Source organism: Luminiphilus sp. nBUS_07, from assembly GCF_051201685.1.
Classification (GTDB): Bacteria; Pseudomonadota; Gammaproteobacteria; order Pseudomonadales; family Halieaceae; genus Luminiphilus.
The window spans coordinates 2,474,251-2,493,602 of the sequence record NZ_CP179213.1; the positions used below are offsets into that span (position 1 = coordinate 2,474,251).

General features: G+C 52.9%; 15 protein-coding genes, 1 tRNA gene and 1 pseudogene. 7 read left to right on the forward strand and 10 right to left on the reverse strand.

Features of this window, described 5'->3' with window-relative positions:
- Window positions 1–102: 102 nt before the first annotated feature.
- Entirely contained in the window at window positions 103–1,002 is a 900-nt protein-coding gene (locus ACMAZB_RS10990) for a surface lipoprotein assembly modifier (protein WP_435217171.1), read from the forward strand.
- 4 nt (window positions 1,003–1,006) lie between these two features.
- On the opposite strand, the gene ACMAZB_RS10995 is transcribed toward ACMAZB_RS10990, so the two are convergent.
- A complete protein-coding gene (locus tag ACMAZB_RS10995) occupies window positions 1,007–3,301 on the reverse strand; it encodes a S8 family serine peptidase (protein WP_435217173.1) in 2,295 nt (764 codons plus the stop codon).
- A gap of 125 nt (window positions 3,302–3,426) precedes the next feature.
- On the opposite strand from ACMAZB_RS10995, the gene ACMAZB_RS11000 reads away from it, so the two are divergent.
- Both ACMAZB_RS11000 and ACMAZB_RS11005 read left to right on the forward strand, forming a co-directional pair.
- Entirely contained in the window at window positions 3,427–3,915 is a 489-nt protein-coding gene (locus tag ACMAZB_RS11000) for an RNA polymerase sigma factor (RefSeq protein ID WP_435217174.1), read from the forward strand.
- Window positions 3,916–3,994: 79 nt separating this feature from the next.
- Window positions 3,995–4,720, forward strand: a complete 726-nt coding sequence (locus ACMAZB_RS11005) for an anti-sigma factor family protein (RefSeq protein WP_435217176.1) — start codon at window positions 3,995–3,997, stop codon at window positions 4,718–4,720.
- A gap of 253 nt (window positions 4,721–4,973) precedes the next feature.
- Here the strand turns inward: ACMAZB_RS11005 and ACMAZB_RS11010 are convergent, their stop codons facing one another.
- The 3 genes from ACMAZB_RS11010 to ACMAZB_RS11020 all read right to left on the reverse strand — a co-directional run bounded on the left by ACMAZB_RS11010 (window position 4,974) and on the right by ACMAZB_RS11020 (window position 6,947).
- Window positions 4,974–5,393, reverse strand: coding sequence for a CBS domain-containing protein (locus ACMAZB_RS11010; protein ID WP_435217177.1), 420 nt, complete (start codon window positions 5,391–5,393; stop codon window positions 4,974–4,976).
- 143 nt (window positions 5,394–5,536) lie between these two features.
- The gene (locus tag ACMAZB_RS11015; RefSeq protein ID WP_435217178.1) at window positions 5,537–5,923 is read right to left on the reverse strand and encodes a DUF2237 family protein; all 387 of its coding nucleotides are present in this window, start codon (window positions 5,921–5,923) and stop codon (window positions 5,537–5,539) included.
- Window positions 5,916–6,947, reverse strand: a complete 1,032-nt coding sequence (locus ACMAZB_RS11020) for an isoaspartyl peptidase/L-asparaginase family protein (RefSeq protein ID WP_435217179.1) — start codon at window positions 6,945–6,947, stop codon at window positions 5,916–5,918. The genes ACMAZB_RS11015 and ACMAZB_RS11020 overlap by 8 nt, the downstream gene beginning before the upstream one ends.
- Before the next feature lie 127 nt (window positions 6,948–7,074).
- Here ACMAZB_RS11020 and ACMAZB_RS11025 point away from each other — a divergent pair, with 127 nt between their 5' ends.
- On the forward strand, window positions 7,075–7,584 hold the full coding sequence (locus tag ACMAZB_RS11025) for a Yip1 family protein (protein ID WP_435217181.1): 510 nt from the start codon (window positions 7,075–7,077) through the stop codon (window positions 7,582–7,584).
- A 286-nt stretch (window positions 7,585–7,870) separates the two neighbouring features.
- Here the strand turns inward: ACMAZB_RS11025 and ACMAZB_RS11030 are convergent, their stop codons facing one another.
- Complete coding sequence (locus tag ACMAZB_RS11030; protein WP_435217183.1) at window positions 7,871–9,142, reverse strand: alkyl sulfatase dimerization domain-containing protein; 1,272 nt, start codon at window positions 9,140–9,142, stop codon at window positions 7,871–7,873.
- A 183-nt stretch (window positions 9,143–9,325) separates the two neighbouring features.
- Here ACMAZB_RS11030 and ACMAZB_RS11035 point away from each other — a divergent pair, with 183 nt between their 5' ends.
- Together ACMAZB_RS11035 and ACMAZB_RS11040 are read left to right on the forward strand one after the other, a co-directional pair.
- Window positions 9,326–9,724, forward strand: coding sequence for a DoxX family protein (locus ACMAZB_RS11035; protein WP_435217184.1), 399 nt, complete (start codon window positions 9,326–9,328; stop codon window positions 9,722–9,724).
- 143 nt (window positions 9,725–9,867) lie between these two features.
- Window positions 9,868–10,890 carry a sterol desaturase family protein gene (locus ACMAZB_RS11040; protein WP_435217185.1) on the forward strand — a complete coding sequence of 341 codons (1,023 nt, stop codon included), beginning with the start codon at window positions 9,868–9,870 and terminating at the stop codon, window positions 10,888–10,890.
- A 76-nt stretch (window positions 10,891–10,966) separates the two neighbouring features.
- Here the strand turns inward: ACMAZB_RS11040 and ACMAZB_RS11045 are convergent, their stop codons facing one another.
- The 4 genes from ACMAZB_RS11045 to ACMAZB_RS11060 form a co-directional block, all read right to left on the reverse strand.
- The gene (locus tag ACMAZB_RS11045; RefSeq protein WP_435217187.1) at window positions 10,967–11,815 is read right to left on the reverse strand and encodes a LysR family transcriptional regulator; all 849 of its coding nucleotides are present in this window, start codon (window positions 11,813–11,815) and stop codon (window positions 10,967–10,969) included.
- A gap of 8 nt (window positions 11,816–11,823) precedes the next feature.
- Window positions 11,824–12,168: a hypothetical protein gene (locus ACMAZB_RS11050; RefSeq protein ID WP_435217189.1), complete on the reverse strand. Its 345-nt coding sequence runs from the start codon at window positions 12,166–12,168 to the stop codon at window positions 11,824–11,826.
- Window positions 12,169–12,304: 136 nt separating this feature from the next.
- On the reverse strand, window positions 12,305–13,795 hold the full coding sequence (locus ACMAZB_RS11055; RefSeq protein WP_435217190.1) for a flavin monoamine oxidase family protein: 1,491 nt from the start codon (window positions 13,793–13,795) through the stop codon (window positions 12,305–12,307).
- Between the two features lie 415 nt (window positions 13,796–14,210).
- Complete coding sequence (locus ACMAZB_RS11060; RefSeq protein ID WP_435217192.1) at window positions 14,211–14,456, reverse strand: hypothetical protein; 246 nt, start codon at window positions 14,454–14,456, stop codon at window positions 14,211–14,213.
- Window positions 14,457–15,325: 869 nt separating this feature from the next.
- Here ACMAZB_RS11060 and ACMAZB_RS11065 point away from each other — a divergent pair.
- Window positions 15,326–18,319 (forward strand): annotated as a pseudogene (locus ACMAZB_RS11065) (thrombospondin type 3 repeat-containing protein); the annotation flags it as partial.
- A 942-nt stretch (window positions 18,320–19,261) separates the two neighbouring features.
- Here ACMAZB_RS11065 and ACMAZB_RS11070 read toward each other — a convergent pair.
- A tRNA-Pro gene (locus tag ACMAZB_RS11070) sits at window positions 19,262–19,338 on the reverse strand.
- Between the last annotated feature and the right edge of the window lie 14 nt (window positions 19,339–19,352).

A 19,352-nucleotide genomic window follows, 5' to 3' on the forward strand; every position in this document is an offset into this window, starting at 1 on the left:
TCGGTTTGTTGTGGTGCTCGTAGGCATACTGTAGCCTCCCGTCACAGGCCTTTACGTTTCAAACCCATGCACCCAAAACACCCATCAAAGCCTCGACGGATCGTGAAAGTCTTTCTGGGACTGACTGCCGGGTCTGTGCTGTTTTTGACTAATAGTGCTATCGCTGAAACAACAGTTTCCGGCGCAGTTAGTGTGGGTTATGAGTACGATAGTAACGTTAGCGTCGACGAGTTGGACAGAAGCTCCAGCCTTGGTGATGGTGGCACTCTTCTTGCCGCAGATATATCTCTAGACCATGATTTATCGGACAAAACGTCTGCATCAGCTTCCTATGGATACTCGCGGATTGACTATCAGGATTTTGACTTTCTAAGTCGAGAAACTCACATGCTGGGCGGCAATATAAGCTCAAAATTGGAAAAAGTAACCGCAGGTATCAACTACTTTTATATCAACGCGCAGTTGGACGGCAGTGATTTCTTAACCTATCACCGGGCATCGCCATCACTCTCAGGATTTGTCAGTAAGCGGTGGTTTCTGCGTGGAGCTTATGTTTTTGGTGATAAGAAGATTGCTAGCCGGCCCGGTCGAGATGCTCAGAACCATGGAACGGAACTGGATGCGTATTATTTTTGGCGTGGCCTGCGCCGCTATATTAATGTTGGTTACGTTTACCGCCAAGAAGATAGCCAGGCTGCGCGATTTAAGTACAAGGCCCATCAAGTAAAAGTTAGAGCGGTACAGCGATTCGAAATATTTTCAAAACTATCGATGCTCGAACTCGGATTACGGTATGAGGACAGGGATTATGACGAACCCACCCCCAGTATCGGCGAGAAGCGTCGCGACGAGCGAGTCAGAGCAACCGTCGAATTCGACCTCCCCCTAACGGAACGTGTTAACTGGGGGATCTATGCAGGCTATAGCGACTATCTGTCAAACCTTCCCTCGGCAGATTACGATCAATCTGTTGTAGGCACTAAGATAGAAATAAGCTTCTAGCGCGCTATAAGGTTAATAAACCGTAGCCGTAAATATCGTCTCGCCCCGGCGGACCGATATCTGTAGCCGCGGCATACAACCTGCTAATCACGTCGATATCAGGCTCCTGATGCCTCAACAATGCCGCCGCAGTAACGGCAAAAGGCACCGCAAAAGAAGTACCCGATGAAGAGGCGTACCCCCCCCCTGCGACTGCATGCCGCAAATTGACGCCCGGCGCAGCCAAATCCAGATAATCGCCACGGTTAGCCAGCCGGAAAGCTCGACCACGCTGATCTACCGCAGTTACGGCCACAACACTCGTATAAGCAGCAGGATACTGTGGCTTAGCCATGGGGCCGCCGTTGCCCGCCGCTGCAAGCACCATTACACCCTGATCGGCAATGCGTGTCAGCGCAACCTCCAGCAGGCGATTGGGGGGGCCTGCCAAGCTTAAATTGATCGCGTCTACTTTGGATGACAGTAGCCAGTCCAGTGCTCGCACCAGGCTAACCGTGCTAGCGATTTCACCGCGATCCTTGTCCTGCTCAAACACCGCGGCGGCAAAGATCTCTGCCCTTGGTGCTAAACCCCTCAATGGCGCCGCATTCGCTGCAATAATCGACGCGATTGCAGTACCGTGAAAGTCAGGCAGATTCTTGGTGGCCGCGAAGGGCCTTGACGAAATTTTTGCCGTTGCAAAGGCGGGATGATCGGTGTCAACAGCGCTGTCTACAATACCGATACGAAGGTTCATCGTTGCCAAAATGTCAGGAAAAGCCATGGCGTCTATTGGCGAAATACCGTCTTCATAACTTTGTGGCTCGGGAGTGCCCGCAGTGTAGATGTGATTTAAATCGACTTCGGCACGATCTGATCCAACGACGTCCATGATGCCGTCTCGAGTTCTGGAGATATTGAAGCTAGCGGGAGCCGCGACCTCCGCTAAACGCAGACCCAAGCCTGGGAGTTCAGTGAATTCGTCGAAAATATAGCCCTCATCGGCTAACTCATCGAACACCTTAGGTTCGGCCATGACAAGCCACTGGCCTTGATGAATTTTTTGAGTATCGACGTCAATCTCAAGTTCGATGGCGTCGATCATCTCATCAACCTCAGCTGAAAGCCGGCCCTCTGCGCTTGCAATGGCGATCGCCTCAGCAGCGGTTACGGCATCAGCTTCAGCCTGCTGTGCAATGAGTTCACCCACACTGCTTTCAGCAGAATCAGCGACCTCAGCTTCTACGTCGGAAGCAGCGGCGTCTGCGACCTCCTCCTCTACCGCAGACTCTGTTGACTCTTCTACGCCTTCAGCCACCTGCTCTTCCGCCGACTCTTCAACGGCCTCATCAACCGATTCAGCCACTTGTTCTTCAGCAGACTCTTCTACGGCCTCATCAACCGATTCAGCCACTTGTTCTTCGGCCGACTCTTCCACAGCCTCATCGACCGATTCAGCCACTTGTTCTTCAGCAGACTCTTCCACAGCCTCATCGACCGATTCAGCCACTTGTTCTTCGGCCGACTCTTCCACAGCCTCATCGACCGATTCAGCCACTTGTTCTTCAGCAGACTCTTCAGCAGACTGCTCGACAGATTCTGTGACTTGCTCCTCTACTCCCTCAGCTGTGGCATCGGCGACTGTTTCTTCAACAACCTCCTCAACAGCTTCACCCACCTCGCTTTCTACCTCCTCGGCGACAGAATCTTCAGCTTCAGCGACAACCGACTCTTCAATCTCGGCCTCTACTTCTTCTTCAACAGTTTCCTCTGTAACGTCAACCACTTGCTGCTCAGTAGCCTCTTCGACCGCATCCTCGACGGTCGCCTCAGACTGCTCTGCCACTTGTTCTTCGACAGCCTCCTCAGTCTGCTCAGCAACCTCTTCCTCCACAACCTCCTCAGTCTGCTCAGCAACCTCCTCCTCGACAGATTCTTCTGCTTCCTGAGAAACTTGCTCTTCTACTTGTTCTTCAACCTGATCCTCAACCTCATCCTCTACGGGGTTGGAAACACCCCCAAAAGTCAGCTCGTCCTCAACTGCCTCTTCAGCATCATCGATAACCTGTTCTTCCACGGAATCAGCGACTTCCTCCTCTGTGGCGTCAGTAGCTTCTTCTGTCACTTCCTCTTCAATTTGTTCCTCGACCTGCTCTTGTACCTCTTCCTCCACCGCTTCCTCAGCATCGTCACCACCGCCAAAGGTAAACTGGGCATGCGCTGAAGTTGGAGTCAGTAAGAATGTAAGCAGCAGTAATAGCAAAACCGCGGGAACTACCCGGGTACTATTACGTTGCGTCACTCCTAACAATGTGGGCATGATTGTGATCCTTGGCCTTAATTCAGGCTCTAATAGTTTAGTGACGTTTCAGGATTGAGCTAAATTCCCATCGGTGCGTGGAATAAACCCAGCCTCCGACACGTCTTTATTGTAACAGGCGCTTTATGAGTCAGCTTACCGCAAATCAGAAGGCCGTATTGATGAACGAACTGACCGGTTTGAAACGGTTTTGTACGTCCCTCACTAGCGATGGCCACGATGCTGATGATTTGCTGCAACTCACCGTAGAGCGGGTGTTGGAGCGCGGTATGCCAGAGGATGCACACGCTGGGAAGTGGGCTTACCGGGTCTGTCGGAATTTGTGGTTAGACGAACTGCGGGCTAGAGAGGTTAGAAGCCGCTTTGCCAAAACCGAAGCCGCTAGTAACAGCGACCTAGGCGTAAGTGATGCAGGCGGTTTGGAACGGCTAGAGTTCGAGCGCGTCGACCAGGCTATAAACACCCTTTCAGAAGAGCAAAGAACGGTGCTCTTGCTGGTAGCGGTAGAAGGCAGATCCTACGCGGAAGTCGCTGAAGTACTCGACATCCCAATTGGAACAGTAATGAGCCGAGTGGCTCGGGCACGACGCAGCCTTGCAGAGAAAATTGCTTGATTGCGCACTTTGAAACACAGCACGGGTCACGCTAGAAGCAGAAGCTCAGCGCGCAGTGGTAGAAGTAAGGAGAAGTTAAGTGGCGGATATTTATACGCTAAACATTGCTGGACAACGTGACGATGAACTCCTCAGTCGACTCATCGATGGTGAGTGTTCTACTGATGAACGCCTTGATCTCGAAGTCCGACTTGCTACTGATTCAGCCCTTCGTGCGCGATTGGAAGAATTGAAGTCCAATGATGCTATTTTCAGGGCGGTCGTTGAGCGTCAAGATAGCACTGTAAAATCCACTGTTGCCGAACGCGTAGCCAAGCACAAGGTCAGGGTCGACCGTAAACCCTTGCCGGCTTACAAATTTGCTATGGCTGCGACTGTATTGCTGGCCACAGCCGTCGTAACAGTTAACAGTCTCTGGAAGTCCCCGCTATCTGATACACCACAAATTGATGCTGCACTGGCACAGGCTTTGAGTACAGAACCGTCTTCCGCCGAGGGATGGAACAAGCTCGACGATGAGCGAGAGTTGCGGGTTGTCCTCACGTTTCCCGCCGCAGATGGGCAGTGGTGTCGTGAATTTATGCTGGCCTCAGAAGCCAGTCATTGGCGTGGGGTCGCTTGTAAAGACTCAGAAAGCTGGGTTACACAAGTTATCGGCAGGGAAGTATTCCTAGAGCAGCAAGGCGGTTATCGGACTGCTAGTGCCGAAACCAGCAGCCCAATCGAACAGTTTATTGATCAAACTGCAACGGATATTGCATTGTCGGCTGATCAAGAAGCCGCGCTTATCGCTCGCGACTGGTAACCGACTGCAGAGCGCTAATTCTCCCAAGGCTAGCACCCGCAAAAAGAGCCAACGGCGTCCAAGCTTAGCCTTACCGGCTTAAGGCCACTGAAAAAAGGCACGCTGGCCCTTGATCCCGCTAGTAAACGTGCGCACAGCCCCTTTTTCCGCAAGGAACACTCTGCTCTTTAGGGAGCATGCATTGCTGAGTGCACATAAAACACCCACGCCAACACACCCTGCAGGTGTGTGACTTTGGTATCAGGCGATCCGCCTAAGTGTCTTGCCGCTTTCTGGCGTGCTCCATTAACGCCCACAAGATGTTACTGGAACTCACTTGACCCACCAGCTTTCCCTGATGTGTAACGGCGTTGCGCCTTTGCTTGGAGTCAATCATTCGCTGAGCAACCTCCACGATCGTCTCATCAGGGCTACAAGCATCAATATGCTCAGTCATCGCTTGTTCTACCTGAATATTCTCGGGGCTACCGTCATTGTAAATGGCCGTAAGGACTGCGCGAATACAATCTAGCTCTGTAATCTTCCCGCAGGGTACAGCGTCATGGTCGATAACCGTCAACCCGGTCAGTCGAAATTCCACCAGTAACTCTATCGCCTTCACAAGGGGCGCAGATCGATGAATTGTGAGGGGATTGCGATGCATACAATCTCTGATACTGGTTGGAGTTGTCATGGATTGCTCCTCCTAAACGGGGTGACAGAACATAAAGAAGTCATGAAGGTTTGAATACGCCAAGCTTGCAGAAACCAACGCACAGCTGGCCTTAACCTCTGCCAGTAAAGCGCGGCTTACCACTGATAGCAATTGAAATCATGCTAGGCATCGTCCAAGGCATGCTTTTTAAGTGTCTCCAATGAGACGATTTGTAAGGTTTTCATATTGGTCCTGCGCAACCAAACTTTGGGGGCGCAACCCGCCATTTCAGCTTCTTCCCAGCGCCGAGCACAAAGACACCACCGATCGCCGGGCTGCAAACCCGGAAAATCATATTCTGGACGAGGCGTGCTTAAGTCATTGCCCGCCCGTGCAGAAAAAGCCAAAAAGTCTTCTGTCATATCCGCGCAAACGGTGTGCGTGCCCGTATCCATGGGTCCCGTATTGCAGTACCCATCTCGGTAAAAACCCGTCATAGGTTTTTTACAACACACCTCCAATGGCGCTCCCAAAACGTTAAGCTGCCGATCTCCACCACCATCACCCATCGCTCAAATCCCGTTCTTTATTTTGTGTCCCAGCATGGCTGCGATAAATACCCACCACTTTTTCACCTGCGGCATTAATCCTAGCGCGGTACATGCCCTCCGTATTAAAAACCAGCGCAACATTGCCCTTGGGGTCAATGGCGATCACACCGCCCTCTCCTCCCGCTACAGCCAACTCATCATGAAGTACCTGATTCGCGGCCACCAATAAATCAAGGCCCTGGTATCTGACACGTGCGCAAATATCGCTGGCTACCTGCCAACGAATAAAGAATTCACCGTGTCCTGTCGCCGATACCGCGCAGCTACGATTATCTGCAAACGTTCCTGATCCAATCAGCGGAGAATCTCCGATCCGCCCCCAACGTTTTCCCGTCATGCCGCCAGTGGATGTCCCCGCCGCCAAATTTCCCGCAGCATCGAGAACCACAACGCCAACGGTGCCCAGTTTTTCATCGCCATCCTGCGCTTTTTTGTCCTCGTATTTAGCTCGAAATAGTTCAAGGGCTTCGACCCGTCTGGGGGTTGTAAAGTAACGATTATCGACCATAGTCAGGCCCTGACTCTCGGCAAACTTGTCTGCCCCAGCACCTGATAACAGCACATGCGGCGAGTATTCGAGCACGGCATAGGCCGCTTCAATAGGGTTTCTAACTCGGGTCACTCCTGCAACCGCTCCTGCTGCCAAGTTGTGCCCTAACATCATGGATGCGTCGAGCTCGTGTGTGCCATTCCACGTAAGAACCGCTCCATGTCCTGCGTTAAAAAGCGGCGAATTTTCCAATAACCGGATAGTTTCTCGCACAACATCTGAGCCGGCAGCGCCATCTTGAAGTCGCTCATGACCCTGCTGCACGGCCGTGTTGAGTATCGCGAGGTAGTCGCGCTCCTGCTCGGCAGTAATAGAGTCGCGAGTTAGCGTACCCGCACCTCCATGAATCGCTATTGCAATAGGCTCTGCAAAAGTCACAGGCACTAAGCCCAGCAGGCCCAACAGTAATAATAGCCGTCGCAATTGGAACATCGCCCTCCCCCTTTATATGTCTGACCTCTAAAGCATGGCACGATCGCAGCGCCATGCAAAATGTTAACGAGACATTGAAGAACCTGCACGCTAACCTTTCACCCTGATCTTTTAGGGAGCAACTCAAGTGATCGTCAGATCTGTCATTGACCGCAGCGCGGCTATATTGCTGCAACCCCACCTTTACTTTACCTGTGACGATGATTTTTTAGATTTTGGCGATGGCAGCGTTTACGTCGCAATCATGGCTGCATTGGCCACACTGCTCGGCATCGTTATGGGCAGTACAGGCAGCCAGTACAACTCTTTTGGTTTGGTCCCAGCTCTTATCATTGGTCCTTTGGCTGGTGTGTTAGTCACTTTTGTTATGGCAGGCATCATTCACGTCTTATGCAAAGCGCTAGGCAGCCAGGGTGACTTTGGTGACAGCTTCCACATAGCGGCCTCTGCCGCAGTTTTTATGCCCGTCAGCCAATTATTCAGCGTTTTACCGCTGATGATAGTAAGCATCGGTTGGGCCTGGTGGGTGGTCTCAAGAGGCGTCATCCATGTGCACAACGTGGCACCCAGAAAAGCAGAGATCGCTTTTGCACTGCTATATGCGACCCTTCTGCTGATTGCAGCGGCCAATAACTAATTAGACCAGAACACCGCTCAGCCCACATATAATTAGATACTTAGATGAGAGAGCGCCGCAGCTCTCTCATCTTTCAATTAGCTACTTGAGCCCCACTAACCCGCAGAATAAGCCCACATTTGAACTTATAATGCCCGTGTGCGGCTGCACTTTGATTCCGCGTTGCGCAGGGAAACCAAGGCATGACGACGACAGCGCTAAAGTTTGCAGCATGGCCAAACACCGTCGCATAAACTACTCCACTCATTTCTGATTTTTACGGTCGCGGAATGCGCTTTTACATTGGCTAAGACAGGTTCGCCTTTGACTCATTGGCTGCAGAACCAAAAATACCTTTGGCCATCAGAGACGTCTCACCCTCCCTGCGTTTTTGATAAATTTCAGCTCTGATGGCATGCACGGCCGTGTTATCGGATTCCGCCAGCGCTGCCATCTCAACAAGATGACAGGCCAGCCGGATATCTGTTTCTACATGATCCAGCGCTCGCTGGGCCAAGGTTAAGGCACCCCCTGCCAGGCTGGCGACCTCAGCGGCTAAACGCGCCTCTTGCGCAGGCTTCAAATGTGCGGGGTTGCCGTCATACCAGCCGCCATATAAGCGCCATATATTTTGCACAACAAACTCAGGCTCATCATAGACCGGCGCCATCCATGGCAAGTCCAAGGAGGCCCTTGGAATCTTCACACTGTGAATAACGTCATTTAACCGAGCACCTTCGTTCATTAAGTCGAGCGTCTGTTGCACCAATGACTCCAGAGCCTCAGCAACGCTTGTTAGAACGTGACGAATGCGCTTTTCCCCCGCAATTGGTAGCCCATGGGCTGGAAGAAACAGCTCAGGTTCCATAGTCACCATGTCACGGAGCGCCTGCGCCCACTCTCTGGGGTAGCGTTGAGCTTTTTGCGGATTGCCGGCATTCGGAAACGCCCAAATAAAAAAATCACCGGCACAAATAGCGCGCTGTGAAGGCACCCAGGTCCAAGTATGGTCGTCGGTTTCCCCCCGGGCATGGCGTAACTGAAAAGCGGTGCCACCCACATCCAAATCTAGGGTCGATTGATAGGTTTGATGTGGCTCGGGCGTGGCAGTAGGCAGGAACTGTCGGGTACCCGCCAAGTCGTAGCCCCGTCGCTTAAACTGCCCAAATTGCCGCTCATTAATCACGTGGTTATAGCCATTGGTGAGCCGGTAGCGCTCAAACCGACGGGCAACATTTTCATGGGCAACCACCTTGGCAGACTCCGAATCGGCAACAAAGGCCCCAGCACCCCCAACGTGATCGATATGACCATGAGTAAAAACCAGTGAATTAAACTGCGAATTGCTCCAACCTCGGACAGCATCTACGCATCGCTGCCCCCCGTGCTCGTTGGACGTGTCGAACGCCACTAAGCCGTCATCTGTTTTGAACACAATGCAATGGGAGAACGCTTCAACGACTGCCAAGCTGTCATTGATTTCCGACAACTCGTGATTGATACGATTAAGCGGGCCAGCGCGATCAAGCTCGAGCCTACCGTCAATGACGTCAGCCGACAGTGTAAGAAGATCGGTCATCGCTACCCCCTCAATTTATAATTGTTATGGCTGGGTTGCCTGTAGCACCCACTTTCTATGACGGTGGTTTTCTAACAACACTGACTTTGGCACACCTTGACACTGGTGACGAGTCGAACAGGCGTATGACCGAACTCAATATTTGCGGTACTGTATTCGATCGCAATTAGTGGCGGACAAAATATGTTTAGGTGGCAGTTTGTCGGGTTAGGTCTTGTCTTTCTCTGGTTCATGATTGGCGGCATCTCCCATTTCACCTCCCCTGAGTTTTTCGTCAACATTATGCCGCCGTATGTAGGGTGGCATCTTGAAATTGTCTATATCAGCGGTATTTTGGAAATACTGGGGGCTCTGGGCATTTTGGTTCCAACAACTCGCCAGTGGGCGGGCAACTGTCTAATTCTCCTTACATTGGCAGTCACCCCAGCCAATATCCATATGTGGATGCACCCCGAGCTGTTTCCCGACGTCTCGGAAACGGCGCTCAGCGTAAGGTTGTTTGTTCAGGTGTTATTGCTGATCTGTATTGGGTGGTCTACCAGACCGTCCATTGATCTGGGTAAGACGGTGGGGGCCAACTGATATGGTTATATCAATAGAAACGGACACATCAATACCATTCGCGCCTCGGGTCATTCCCCAACCAATAACCCCTCAAAAATCATGATCGCAATAAAGAAGAACACGATTTTAATGATTCCACTTTCGGGGTTTGCGGCACGCCCATGAACATCTCTGCAGACCAACCAGTGGGGCCAACTACCGAACTCGTCGCCCAGCTCTGGCAAGTAATTTCGGCAAACCTACCTAGAGATCTGACCTGGCCTGTCTTACTGATGACAACCCTGCTGGCCACAGGAATTTGGCTGACACGCCAAGGGCACGGCGCCAAAAATGCTGACGGGCGGGAACGAAAAACTACCCTTTTGCAGTTCTTGCTACCAAAAGATATTTACACTCACGTATCCGCCCGGGTCGATATTGCACTTTATGTATTTGAGCGAACACTCAGGCCCCTATGGGTGGCACCCGTTTTAATAGTGCTGGCCCCTGCAGTCGAGCAGTCTGTCATCGCCGCGATGAATAACCTACTGGAACCTAGCCCCAGATTAGCCTCCACCCCCAGTTGGATGCTGCTGTACAGCTTGATCACCCTGCTGCTTTACGACACCATTTTCTATCTCATTCATTACTCCGAACATAAGATTCCAGCCCTGTGGGCGATCCACAAAATCCACCACAGCGCCGAGGTACTCACGCCTCTGACCCGTTATCGGGAACATTTTATTGAGGGGCCTATTTATGCCGTAGGGGCTGCACTCGCTTACGGCCTTGCAGGCGGACTGTTCGGTTGGATTTTTGTCGATGGCATAACACAGGCTACGCTGTTCAATATTGGCTTCTTCTCACTTTTGTTTGGATTTAACGGATCTTTTAGGCATTACCACGTGGCTTTTCACTACCCACCCTGGCTATCAAAGTGGCTACACAGCCCCGTCATGCATCATGTTCATCACAGCTACCTACCACAGCACTGGGACAAAAATTTCGCTGCAGTAACCAGCATTTGGGATCGGCTGTTTGGGACGCTGTATATTCCTGAGAAGGATGAGACAACCCCCTGGGGACTGGGCCCTGAAACTCAGGACCACTATCGAACGTTCTTACAAAATACGCTGGGCCCCTTTAGAGATTGGCACGCAATGGCATTTGGGGCTGGCCAGGCTAAAAAGAAGGCCGAAGACTGAAGCGGGCACCCATCCGTTGTTGCAAATTCGCCGAGAAGGCAAAGCCGCGATCACCCCATGCCCCAGCGCGCTCAGATCAAACTTTTTCAAGCAAAGACAGGTGTTTGAATAGCGCACGAATGCGAGCCGACTGCCGGAGATCTTTGTGGTGCAACACCCAAATATACCCCCAATGTGTCGCTGGCACATTGGGTAGGAGTAGAAGTTCCGGGTCTTCGGCTGCCATCATAGAAGGCAACACCGCTACCCCCAGCTGATGTTTAACTGCCATGAGGCGCGGCATGAGACTATGGAAAAGATGCCGGCCCGACAAACCCAAGCTTCCTGCCGTTACAAGCTCACCCTGTTTATGACGCGGGGCGGATCCAATATAAGTTAACTCTCTGAGCCCTTTTGCCGCTTCAGTGAGCAAGTTTGTATGCACATAATATCCGATGGAAATCGGCATGAGCTTAATGCCCACAATATCTTTGGGGGGGCGCTTCTCTTTGGGCATTCCTCTGATCGCAAGATCGGCCTCACGACGTGCCAAGTCCACGTGATCGTCACTGGCAGAAATATCTAAATCAATACCCGGGTATTGCTGTGAAAACTTAGCTAGGGCATCGTATATAGGGTGCGCCGACCACAGGGGTAGTGAAACTTTGATCCCCCCGGTCAGTTGGGCATCCATGCCCACGAGGCGGCGCTCGGCCTCGTCGAGTGTTTCCTCAACCCCCTGAGCTATCGGAAGCAGTTCAGCAGCGAGTGCCGTTGCTTGAAAACCATCAGGTGTACGATCGAAAAGCTTACCTGCAAGTGCCTCTTCCAAGCCATCAAGCCTGCGCATTACCGTGGTGTTGCTAACACCGAGTTGCGCAGCAGCTTTTCGAGTAGAGCCATATCGACTCAATGACAATAAGATTTTTAAGTCATCCCAATTCACTTCGACGCTTATACATCCTCACTTTTTGCGTTGAGTATAGACCCGTCCTTGGCCATCAGCACAATGCCTGGTTCAGGCGCATCGTCACTCACACACTCAACAACCGTCTTCGCCTCATCAGCAGGGTAAACTTTGAGCGTCATCTTGTGCTGGCCTCGATACTGCTTGGCTTTCACCATTCTAATCCGCACATCGTCTCCGTACAGGGCCTTCAATTCTAGCTTGCACATTTTGAGATGATCACTCTGGCTTTCGGCCGAAACCGATGTCGAGAAAAGTGATATGACGCCCATCGTTAACACCACCAAAGCCGCCATTGCTGACTGAGTTACTGCACCTTTTGCTGTCTTCATTTTTGCCTCTCCTTTAAAGAGCACTAAGTGAAGCAAGCGAGACTACATTAGCAAATATCGCAACGATATATATTAAATTGATTTAATACGATGCAAATTTGCAACACTTAAATCATAGATCGTCACGGCCTAGCGATTAGGGTGTATCACTTGTCTGGCCGTTCATGGCGTGGATCGCAAGCGCAGCGCGTTCACCCTCTTGCAGTGCACCCACCACGGTTGCGGGGTTTTCCTCATGGGTGGCCTCCCCGGCGAACAAAATACGATTGTCCGCCACGGGCACCCTAAGATCGCGCCGTTTGTTGTTGCTGGCGGATACGTAGGTGTCCTGCACGGGGAAGGAGTAAACGCCGAGTGTGTAGGGTGCGCTACCCCAGTCTTGGACTAAACCCTCTATGAAATTTGCAGAAGCTGCACCGGGCGCCTGAGGAAAAGTATTATCCAAATCCTGCAGAATGGCATTAATGATGGTGGCGTCGGCAGGGCCGTCTTGCCCTGCAGCCCGTTCGCTAAGGGCTTTGGCGTTATCCCCCATGGGGTAACACATAAGCACGAAAGAGTTGGCGGCGGTTTTATAGTTACTCGGTGCCCAGCAAGCCCCTGCCACACCCTCAGTAACCAACCAGCCCAAGGGTTCACTTTCAATCTCCCACCACGCACTGCTAAAGCGAAGAGGGACCTTCATTCCGCTATCAATACCAATGGCATTGTAGGCCTGTACCGTTGTCTCGGGTAAATCAGGAATAAAGTCGATGGCTTCAGCCTGCAAAACACCAACAGAGACCGTAACGATAATATGACGAGCGCTATGCCGACGCCCTTGTATATCGGTTGCTACAACACCTTCGCCGCTGGTATCAATGCTGACGACCGGACTACTAAGCAACAGGTCGGCGTCGGCCAATACGTCATTCCACCACACGGTTTCTAACGCATCGGCATACCCCAAATCCTTGTCGCTTAGAACACGAATGCCACTCGAAAGTGCCCACTGGCTATCTTGCAACGCCAAACTTCTGGCACCTAAACGCGTCAAATTCGTCGCATAAGAAGCCCCCGCAATGCCCTCGTCGTATAAGTGATAGGCACGATGATCCACGCCCACGCCGTAAGTGGCGAGAACGTCATCAGCGAGGCTGGCGCTACCATCTTGGTGCAGCTCTGGCCGCCAATACCAATCATAAAATTCCGACACTCGAGCCACGTCAGGGTCATTAGCACACGGATTCAATGCAAGCGGCGTTGTCCAGCAGGTTCCAGCACCTTGATCCATTGAATAAGCTCCAAGTCCCTCATAGCCATTGGTATAAACATCCTCGCCATATTTCGCCCTTATAGCTGGCCACACAGGGTTACCCCCTTCTTCCAGATAATGCTCCTCAGCTCCCAGCTCAACGCGCATATCCCCAAGGGTTGCGGTTTTTACACGCCCTCCGATGCGGTCTGTCGCTTCAATGAGTAACACGTCGTAGCCTAAATTTTGCAGCGTGCGAGTCGCGTATAAACCAGCACTACCCGCCCCCACCACAATCACGTCATGGGACGTGTCGGGCGGTGTTGCGCCTGGTTGAGTAGCTGCTTGGATTTGCAGCAATAATTGAAAAAAAAAGCTACTAGGACCTACCAATGCTCCAGAACTCCCACGGCTAGTATGGCGTCACCACGTGCAGCCCAACACGCTTCGGTGCAAAGACTGCTCCACATCCGAACCCTCGTCATGCGAACCTATAGGCTAAGCATTGAAATTTGAAGACCTACAGCCTGAGCGAGATCAAAAGCACCAATAAAGCACTCATAAAGGTCTGCGAGTTACCAGCCAAGAACGGTTGTTTAGCCATGTACATGCAAACTCCTGTTACGGCGTCGACTCAAATTTAGAATAAACGCACCGCGGCCATTGAATAAGACAATCGAAACATTGGTTGGGATGGCAGGATTTGAACCTGCGACCATCACGCCCCCTTTTGTTAATGGAAGTCGCATATTTAACAATCTGGCGTCAGCGTTGCCACTTTTGGCACGTTTTATCTATCCCAGGATTTCTAACCCCTCCAGGGCAGGATCTTGGGCGTGCCTGTAGTAATCCATAGGCCCAACCAGATAACAGGTGAAAAGGCGGAAAGTATTATTTCGTTCTGATAAATGGCGGAATAGTCGGCCACGAACCTGCCCACCTCGCTCGTTGGAATAGGCAGCGAGCTGTTCATTTGGTCAATGAAGCCTGCCAATAACAAAACGCCGTGAATGAACGCCAACCAAGCCAGTGCGAGTGTGATTCTTTTTTTCATTGGTTATCCCCCCGATTTCCAAAAATAGTCACACAGAAATGGAACGGGGGTCCACGGCGACCGATTAATTAGACACCAAAAGAGACATACTGGAGTGTAAAGCGCAGTCAGTGGACACCCTTGGACACAGCCTTTTTAAAGCATTGTCAGGAAGTTTTTGGGCGACCGCCCTATCAATAGATCGCATGAATCTAAGAGAAGTTGGTCGGGACGGCAGGATTGGAACCTGCGACCACCACACCACTACGAGGATTGGCCAAAGCTTTTGTGACACAGTGCGAATCTAACGCTTTTGTCACTAAACGTTAAAAATATTAAATTCTTGTCGTCAAATGCTAAAGCAACCTTTAGTCAGTGCCTATAGGATCCGTCTCACATTATACCTATCGTGAGAAATGGAATACTTACGGGGTTAGGCAAGGGAGTGTCGTAACATTTTGGGAAGCATGAGCACATGCCGTGCCCGTCCTCCACACGCCACCACCCAGCCAGAACGCACTTTGTGGCGTTTCTACAGACTATGGGCGATGGCACCCTCGTTGAGCCTGCTTACGCCCAGCTAAGCACTGGTTGCCGGGAAATAAATGGCAATAGCAATCGCTCTTCAAGCCATAGCCGGACTTTTTTCTTAATAACCGCCACACCTGAAAACCGGGTGGGACGATTGGCGCGACGATGCCGCGCCATGCCATAGGCGCCGTTGTGATAATCCTGAGGGTCTTTTCTAGACTGTCATTTGCAGCACCGGATTGGAGCACAACGCCACTCAGGAACAGCATCTCCACCTCGGTGTGGGCGAGCGGCGTGGCGCTCTCGTCCAATGGTCGCTGTGTCTATGAGGCGAACACTTCACAGGTCGAAGCCGCGATATGAGGTTGTCTCGTAAAGCGTTGGCTCGCATCGTCTCTGGGCTTCTTCTGTTATGTGTAGCCCAATCAGCCGTCGGATCTCTGTATGACGGTAAATATGGGCAATACGCAACTTTTGATGTTCACCGGAATCAAATTTACTGCACCACTCAGGGTGCAACCTGTGAGGTCTATAATTTCACAACACCCTATATCGCGCCGTTCGGTCTCGGGGTTAGGGCCGTTTGGGCGGACGGGGATTATATGCAGTTTGTCCGTGGGGAAGGGAGCTCTGGCCCCGGCAACTATCCCAATGTCCGATTGATTCAGTACTCCAGTGGGGGGGTACAAAAACAAGTCGTGTCGAACGACGGCTATGTGCAGGCTCTGGGCGACGGCATTCTTTACATTGGCGTACCCGCTGATCGGGGGGGCACGGGCTATTTTATGTCAAATACGGAGGTGTTCCCGGATCCTGATCAATGGACTCCAGGCAACCCCTACGAATGGGAAATTGACACTCTAAACCCAACCGATCCGCAGTTGAATGACTATGTGGGGTCAAACCTCTACCTAGTGTCAGCGACAGCAGGCGCTGGCGGTAGTGCATCCTGCTCAGCAACCTCTGTTGCGTCTGGCGGTAACAGTGCTTGCACGGCTACAGCCGATGCCGGATACCAGTTTGATAGTTGGACTGGCGCATGCGCTGGCCAAGGTACCACCTGTTCGCTGACCAATATTACTAGCGACAAAGCAAGTGTAGCCGGCTTTGTACCTCTTGACAGTGACGGTGACGGTACCGACGACGGCGCAGACAACTGCCCACTCATCGCCAACCCGGACCAGCTAGATACCGACTCCGATGGCACGGGCGATGCCTGTGACACCGATGATGACGGTGACGGTACCGACGACGGACCTGATAACTGCCCGCTCATTGCCAACCCGGACCAGCTAGATACCGACTCCGATGGCACGGGCGATGCCTGCGATACCGACGGTGACGGTGACGGTACCGACGACGGCGCAGACAACTGCCCACTCATAGCCAACCCGGATCAGCTAGATACCGACTCCGATGGCACGGGCGATGTCTGTGACACCGATGATGACGGTGACGGCACCGACGACGGACCTGATAACTGCCCGCTCATCGCCAACCCGGACCAGCTAGATACCGACTCCGATGGCACGGGCGATGCCTGTGACACCGATGATGACGGTGACGGCACCGACGACGGCGCAGACAACTGCCCGCTCATCGCCAACCCGGATCAGCTAGATACCGACTCCGATGGTACGGGCGACGCCTGTGACACCGATGATGACGGTGACGGTACCGACGACGGACCTGATAACTGCCCGCTCATTGCCAACCCGGACCAGCTAGATACCGACTCCGATGGCACGGGCGATGCCTGCGATACCGACGGTGACGGTGACGGTACCGACGACGGCGCAGACAACTGCCCACTCATAGCCAACCCGGATCAGCTAGATACCGACTCCGATGGCACGGGCGATGTCTGTGACACCGATGATGACGGTGACGGCACCGACGACGGCGCAGACAACTGCCCGCTCATCGCCAACCCGGACCAGCTAGATACCGACTCCGATGGTACGGGCGACGCCTGTGACACCGATGATGACGGTGACGGCACCGACGACGGACCTGATAACTGCCCGCTCATTGCCAACCCGGACCAGCTAGATACCGACTCCGATGGTACGGGCGACGCCTGTGACACCGATGATGACGGTGACGGTACCGACGACGGACCTGATAACTGCCCGCTCATTGCCAACCCGGACCAGCTAGATACCGACTCCGATGGCACGGGCGATGCCTGCGATACCGACGGTGACGGTGACGGTACCGACGACGGCGCAGACAACTGCCCACTCATAGCCAACCCGGATCAGCTAGATACCGACTCCGATGGCACGGGCGATGTCTGTGACACCGATGATGACGGTGACGGCACCGACGACGGACCTGATAACTGCCCGCTCATCGCCAACCCGGACCAGCTAGATACCGACTCCGATGGCACGGGCGATGCCTGTGACACCGATGATGACGGTGACGGCACCGACGACGGCGCAGACAACTGCCCGCTCATCGCCAACCCGGATCAGCTAGATACCGACTCCGATGGCACGGGCGATGCCTGTGACACCGACGGTGACGGTGACGGCACCGACGACGGACCTGACAACTGCCCGTTAATTGCCAACCCGGACCAGCTAGATACCGACTCTGACGGCACGGGTGATGCCTGTGATACCGATGATGACGGTGACGGCACCGACGACGGACCTGACAACTGCCCGCTCATTGCCAACCCGGACCAGCTAGATACCGACTCTGATGGTACGGGCGACGCCTGTGACACCGATGATGACGGTGACGGTACCGACGACGGACCTGATAACTGCCCGCTCATTGCCAACCCGGACCAGCTAGATACCGACTCCGATGGCACGGGCGATGCCTGCGATACCGACGGTGACGGTGACGGCACCGACGACGGCGCAGACAACTGCCCGCTCATCGCCAACCCGGACCAGCTAGATACCGACTCCGATGGTACGGGCGACGCCTGTGACACCGATGATGACGGTGACGGCACCGACGACGGACCTGATAACTGCCCGCTCATTGCCAACCCGGACCAGCTAGATACCGACTCCGATGGCACGGGCGATGCCTGCGATACCGACGGTGACGGTGACGGTGACGGTACCGACGACGGCGCAGACAACTGCCCACTCATAGCCAACCCGGATCAGCTAGATACCGACTCTGACGGCACGGGTGACGCCTGTGACACTGATGATGACGGTGATGACGGTGATGACGGTGATGACGGTGATGGTGATGGTGATGGTGATGGTGATGGTGATGGTGATGGTGATGGTACCGACGATGGCTCTGATAACTGTCCGCTCATAGCCAATGTGGATCAAATAGATACCGACTCTGATGGTCTCGGCGATCTATGCGATGAGGATGACGACAATGACGGCGTCCTCGACATTAGTGAGGTGCGCGGCGACTGCAGGATAAAAATTGACTGCGATGATGACAATGAAACCGATCTCACAGATCCATTTCCCTTGGCAGTAACGTCAATCGCGCTCGCTCCACATAGGTCCATCACCACGCTCCCGCCCAGCCGCTCGTCTACCTGCTCACTAGTTCTCAGCCAGGCTTACTTATCTGCCTACACGGCTCCAGACGGCATGGACAGCATTGGTACTCAGGCTAATTTTTCTCTATCTGGCTGTGATACGGACTCCGCAGAGACCGTTACGGTAGAAGTGAACTTTGGAGTCGCACTGCCGTCAGATGGCCTAGTGTGCAAAGTTGACGGGACGTCAGGACCACTCGACATCAGTAACGCGAAGATTAGCGGCAACTCGGCTCGTTATACACTGATTGACAATGGCCCCTTCGATACCAACCCAATATTAGGCGCCATTGACAACCCGGTGACGGTCATCGTCCTCGAAGAGAATTCACTGTCGGAAGCGCCCGCCATACCGGTACCCATCAATCCAATCTGGTTAATTTTTCAGGGGCTTTTCCTCGGTCTGCTGGCGATCCGGGCACTCAGATCGCCTGATTAGACGATGACCGGGGTGGGGACGGAATATAACGAATGGAAGTCATGGCTGCCCCATAACCAGCAATGCCGATCATGCCGAAAGCGATGAAAAAAGCGGCGCCTGTTAACGCATTAACGATAGCGTCCTGTCTCGCAAAAGAAGACTTATCCTGATCGCAACGGTGTTGATTAGTAAACTTCGTTGGCTGGAACAACAGACTAGGGGCTTTCACCAATCAAAGGGATAGCAAAAAGGCAGGCTCGGTACGCGGTTTCTTATTTGCAAGTACTCAATTAAGAACAAGGCTCTTTCAAAGCGCCTTGCACTGTCTTCGCAAAAAAATGGTCGGGACGGCAGGATTTGAACCTGCGACCACCACACCCCCAGTGTGGTGCGCTACCAGACTGCGCTACGCCCCGAAGCGGCGAGAGTA

What these genes read in the sequence shown, in the direction of transcription:
- ACMAZB_RS11010 (WP_435217177.1), bottom strand. Translation starts at nt 5,393, where the DNA reads ATGACAACTCCAACCAGTATCAGAGATTGTATGCATCGCAATCCCCTC.
- ACMAZB_RS11040 (WP_435217185.1), top strand. Translation starts at nt 9,868, where the DNA reads ATGAACATCTCTGCAGACCAACCAGTGGGGCCAACTACCGAACTCGTC.
- ACMAZB_RS11030 (WP_435217183.1), bottom strand. Translation starts at nt 9,142, where the DNA reads ATGACCGATCTTCTTACACTGTCGGCTGACGTCATTGACGGTAGGCTC.
- ACMAZB_RS10995 (WP_435217173.1), bottom strand. Translation starts at nt 3,301, where the DNA reads ATGCCCACATTGTTAGGAGTGACGCAACGTAATAGTACCCGGGTAGTT.
- ACMAZB_RS11050 (WP_435217189.1), bottom strand. Translation starts at nt 12,168, where the DNA reads ATGAAGACAGCAAAAGGTGCAGTAACTCAGTCAGCAATGGCGGCTTTG.
- ACMAZB_RS11015 (WP_435217178.1), bottom strand. Translation starts at nt 5,923, where the DNA reads ATGGGTGATGGTGGTGGAGATCGGCAGCTTAACGTTTTGGGAGCGCCA.
- ACMAZB_RS11060 (WP_435217192.1), bottom strand. Translation starts at nt 14,456, where the DNA reads ATGAAAAAAAGAATCACACTCGCACTGGCTTGGTTGGCGTTCATTCAC.
- ACMAZB_RS11020 (WP_435217179.1), bottom strand. Translation starts at nt 6,947, where the DNA reads ATGTTCCAATTGCGACGGCTATTATTACTGTTGGGCCTGCTGGGCTTA.
- ACMAZB_RS11000 (WP_435217174.1), top strand. Translation starts at nt 3,427, where the DNA reads ATGAGTCAGCTTACCGCAAATCAGAAGGCCGTATTGATGAACGAACTG.
- ACMAZB_RS11035 (WP_435217184.1), top strand. Translation starts at nt 9,326, where the DNA reads ATGTTTAGGTGGCAGTTTGTCGGGTTAGGTCTTGTCTTTCTCTGGTTC.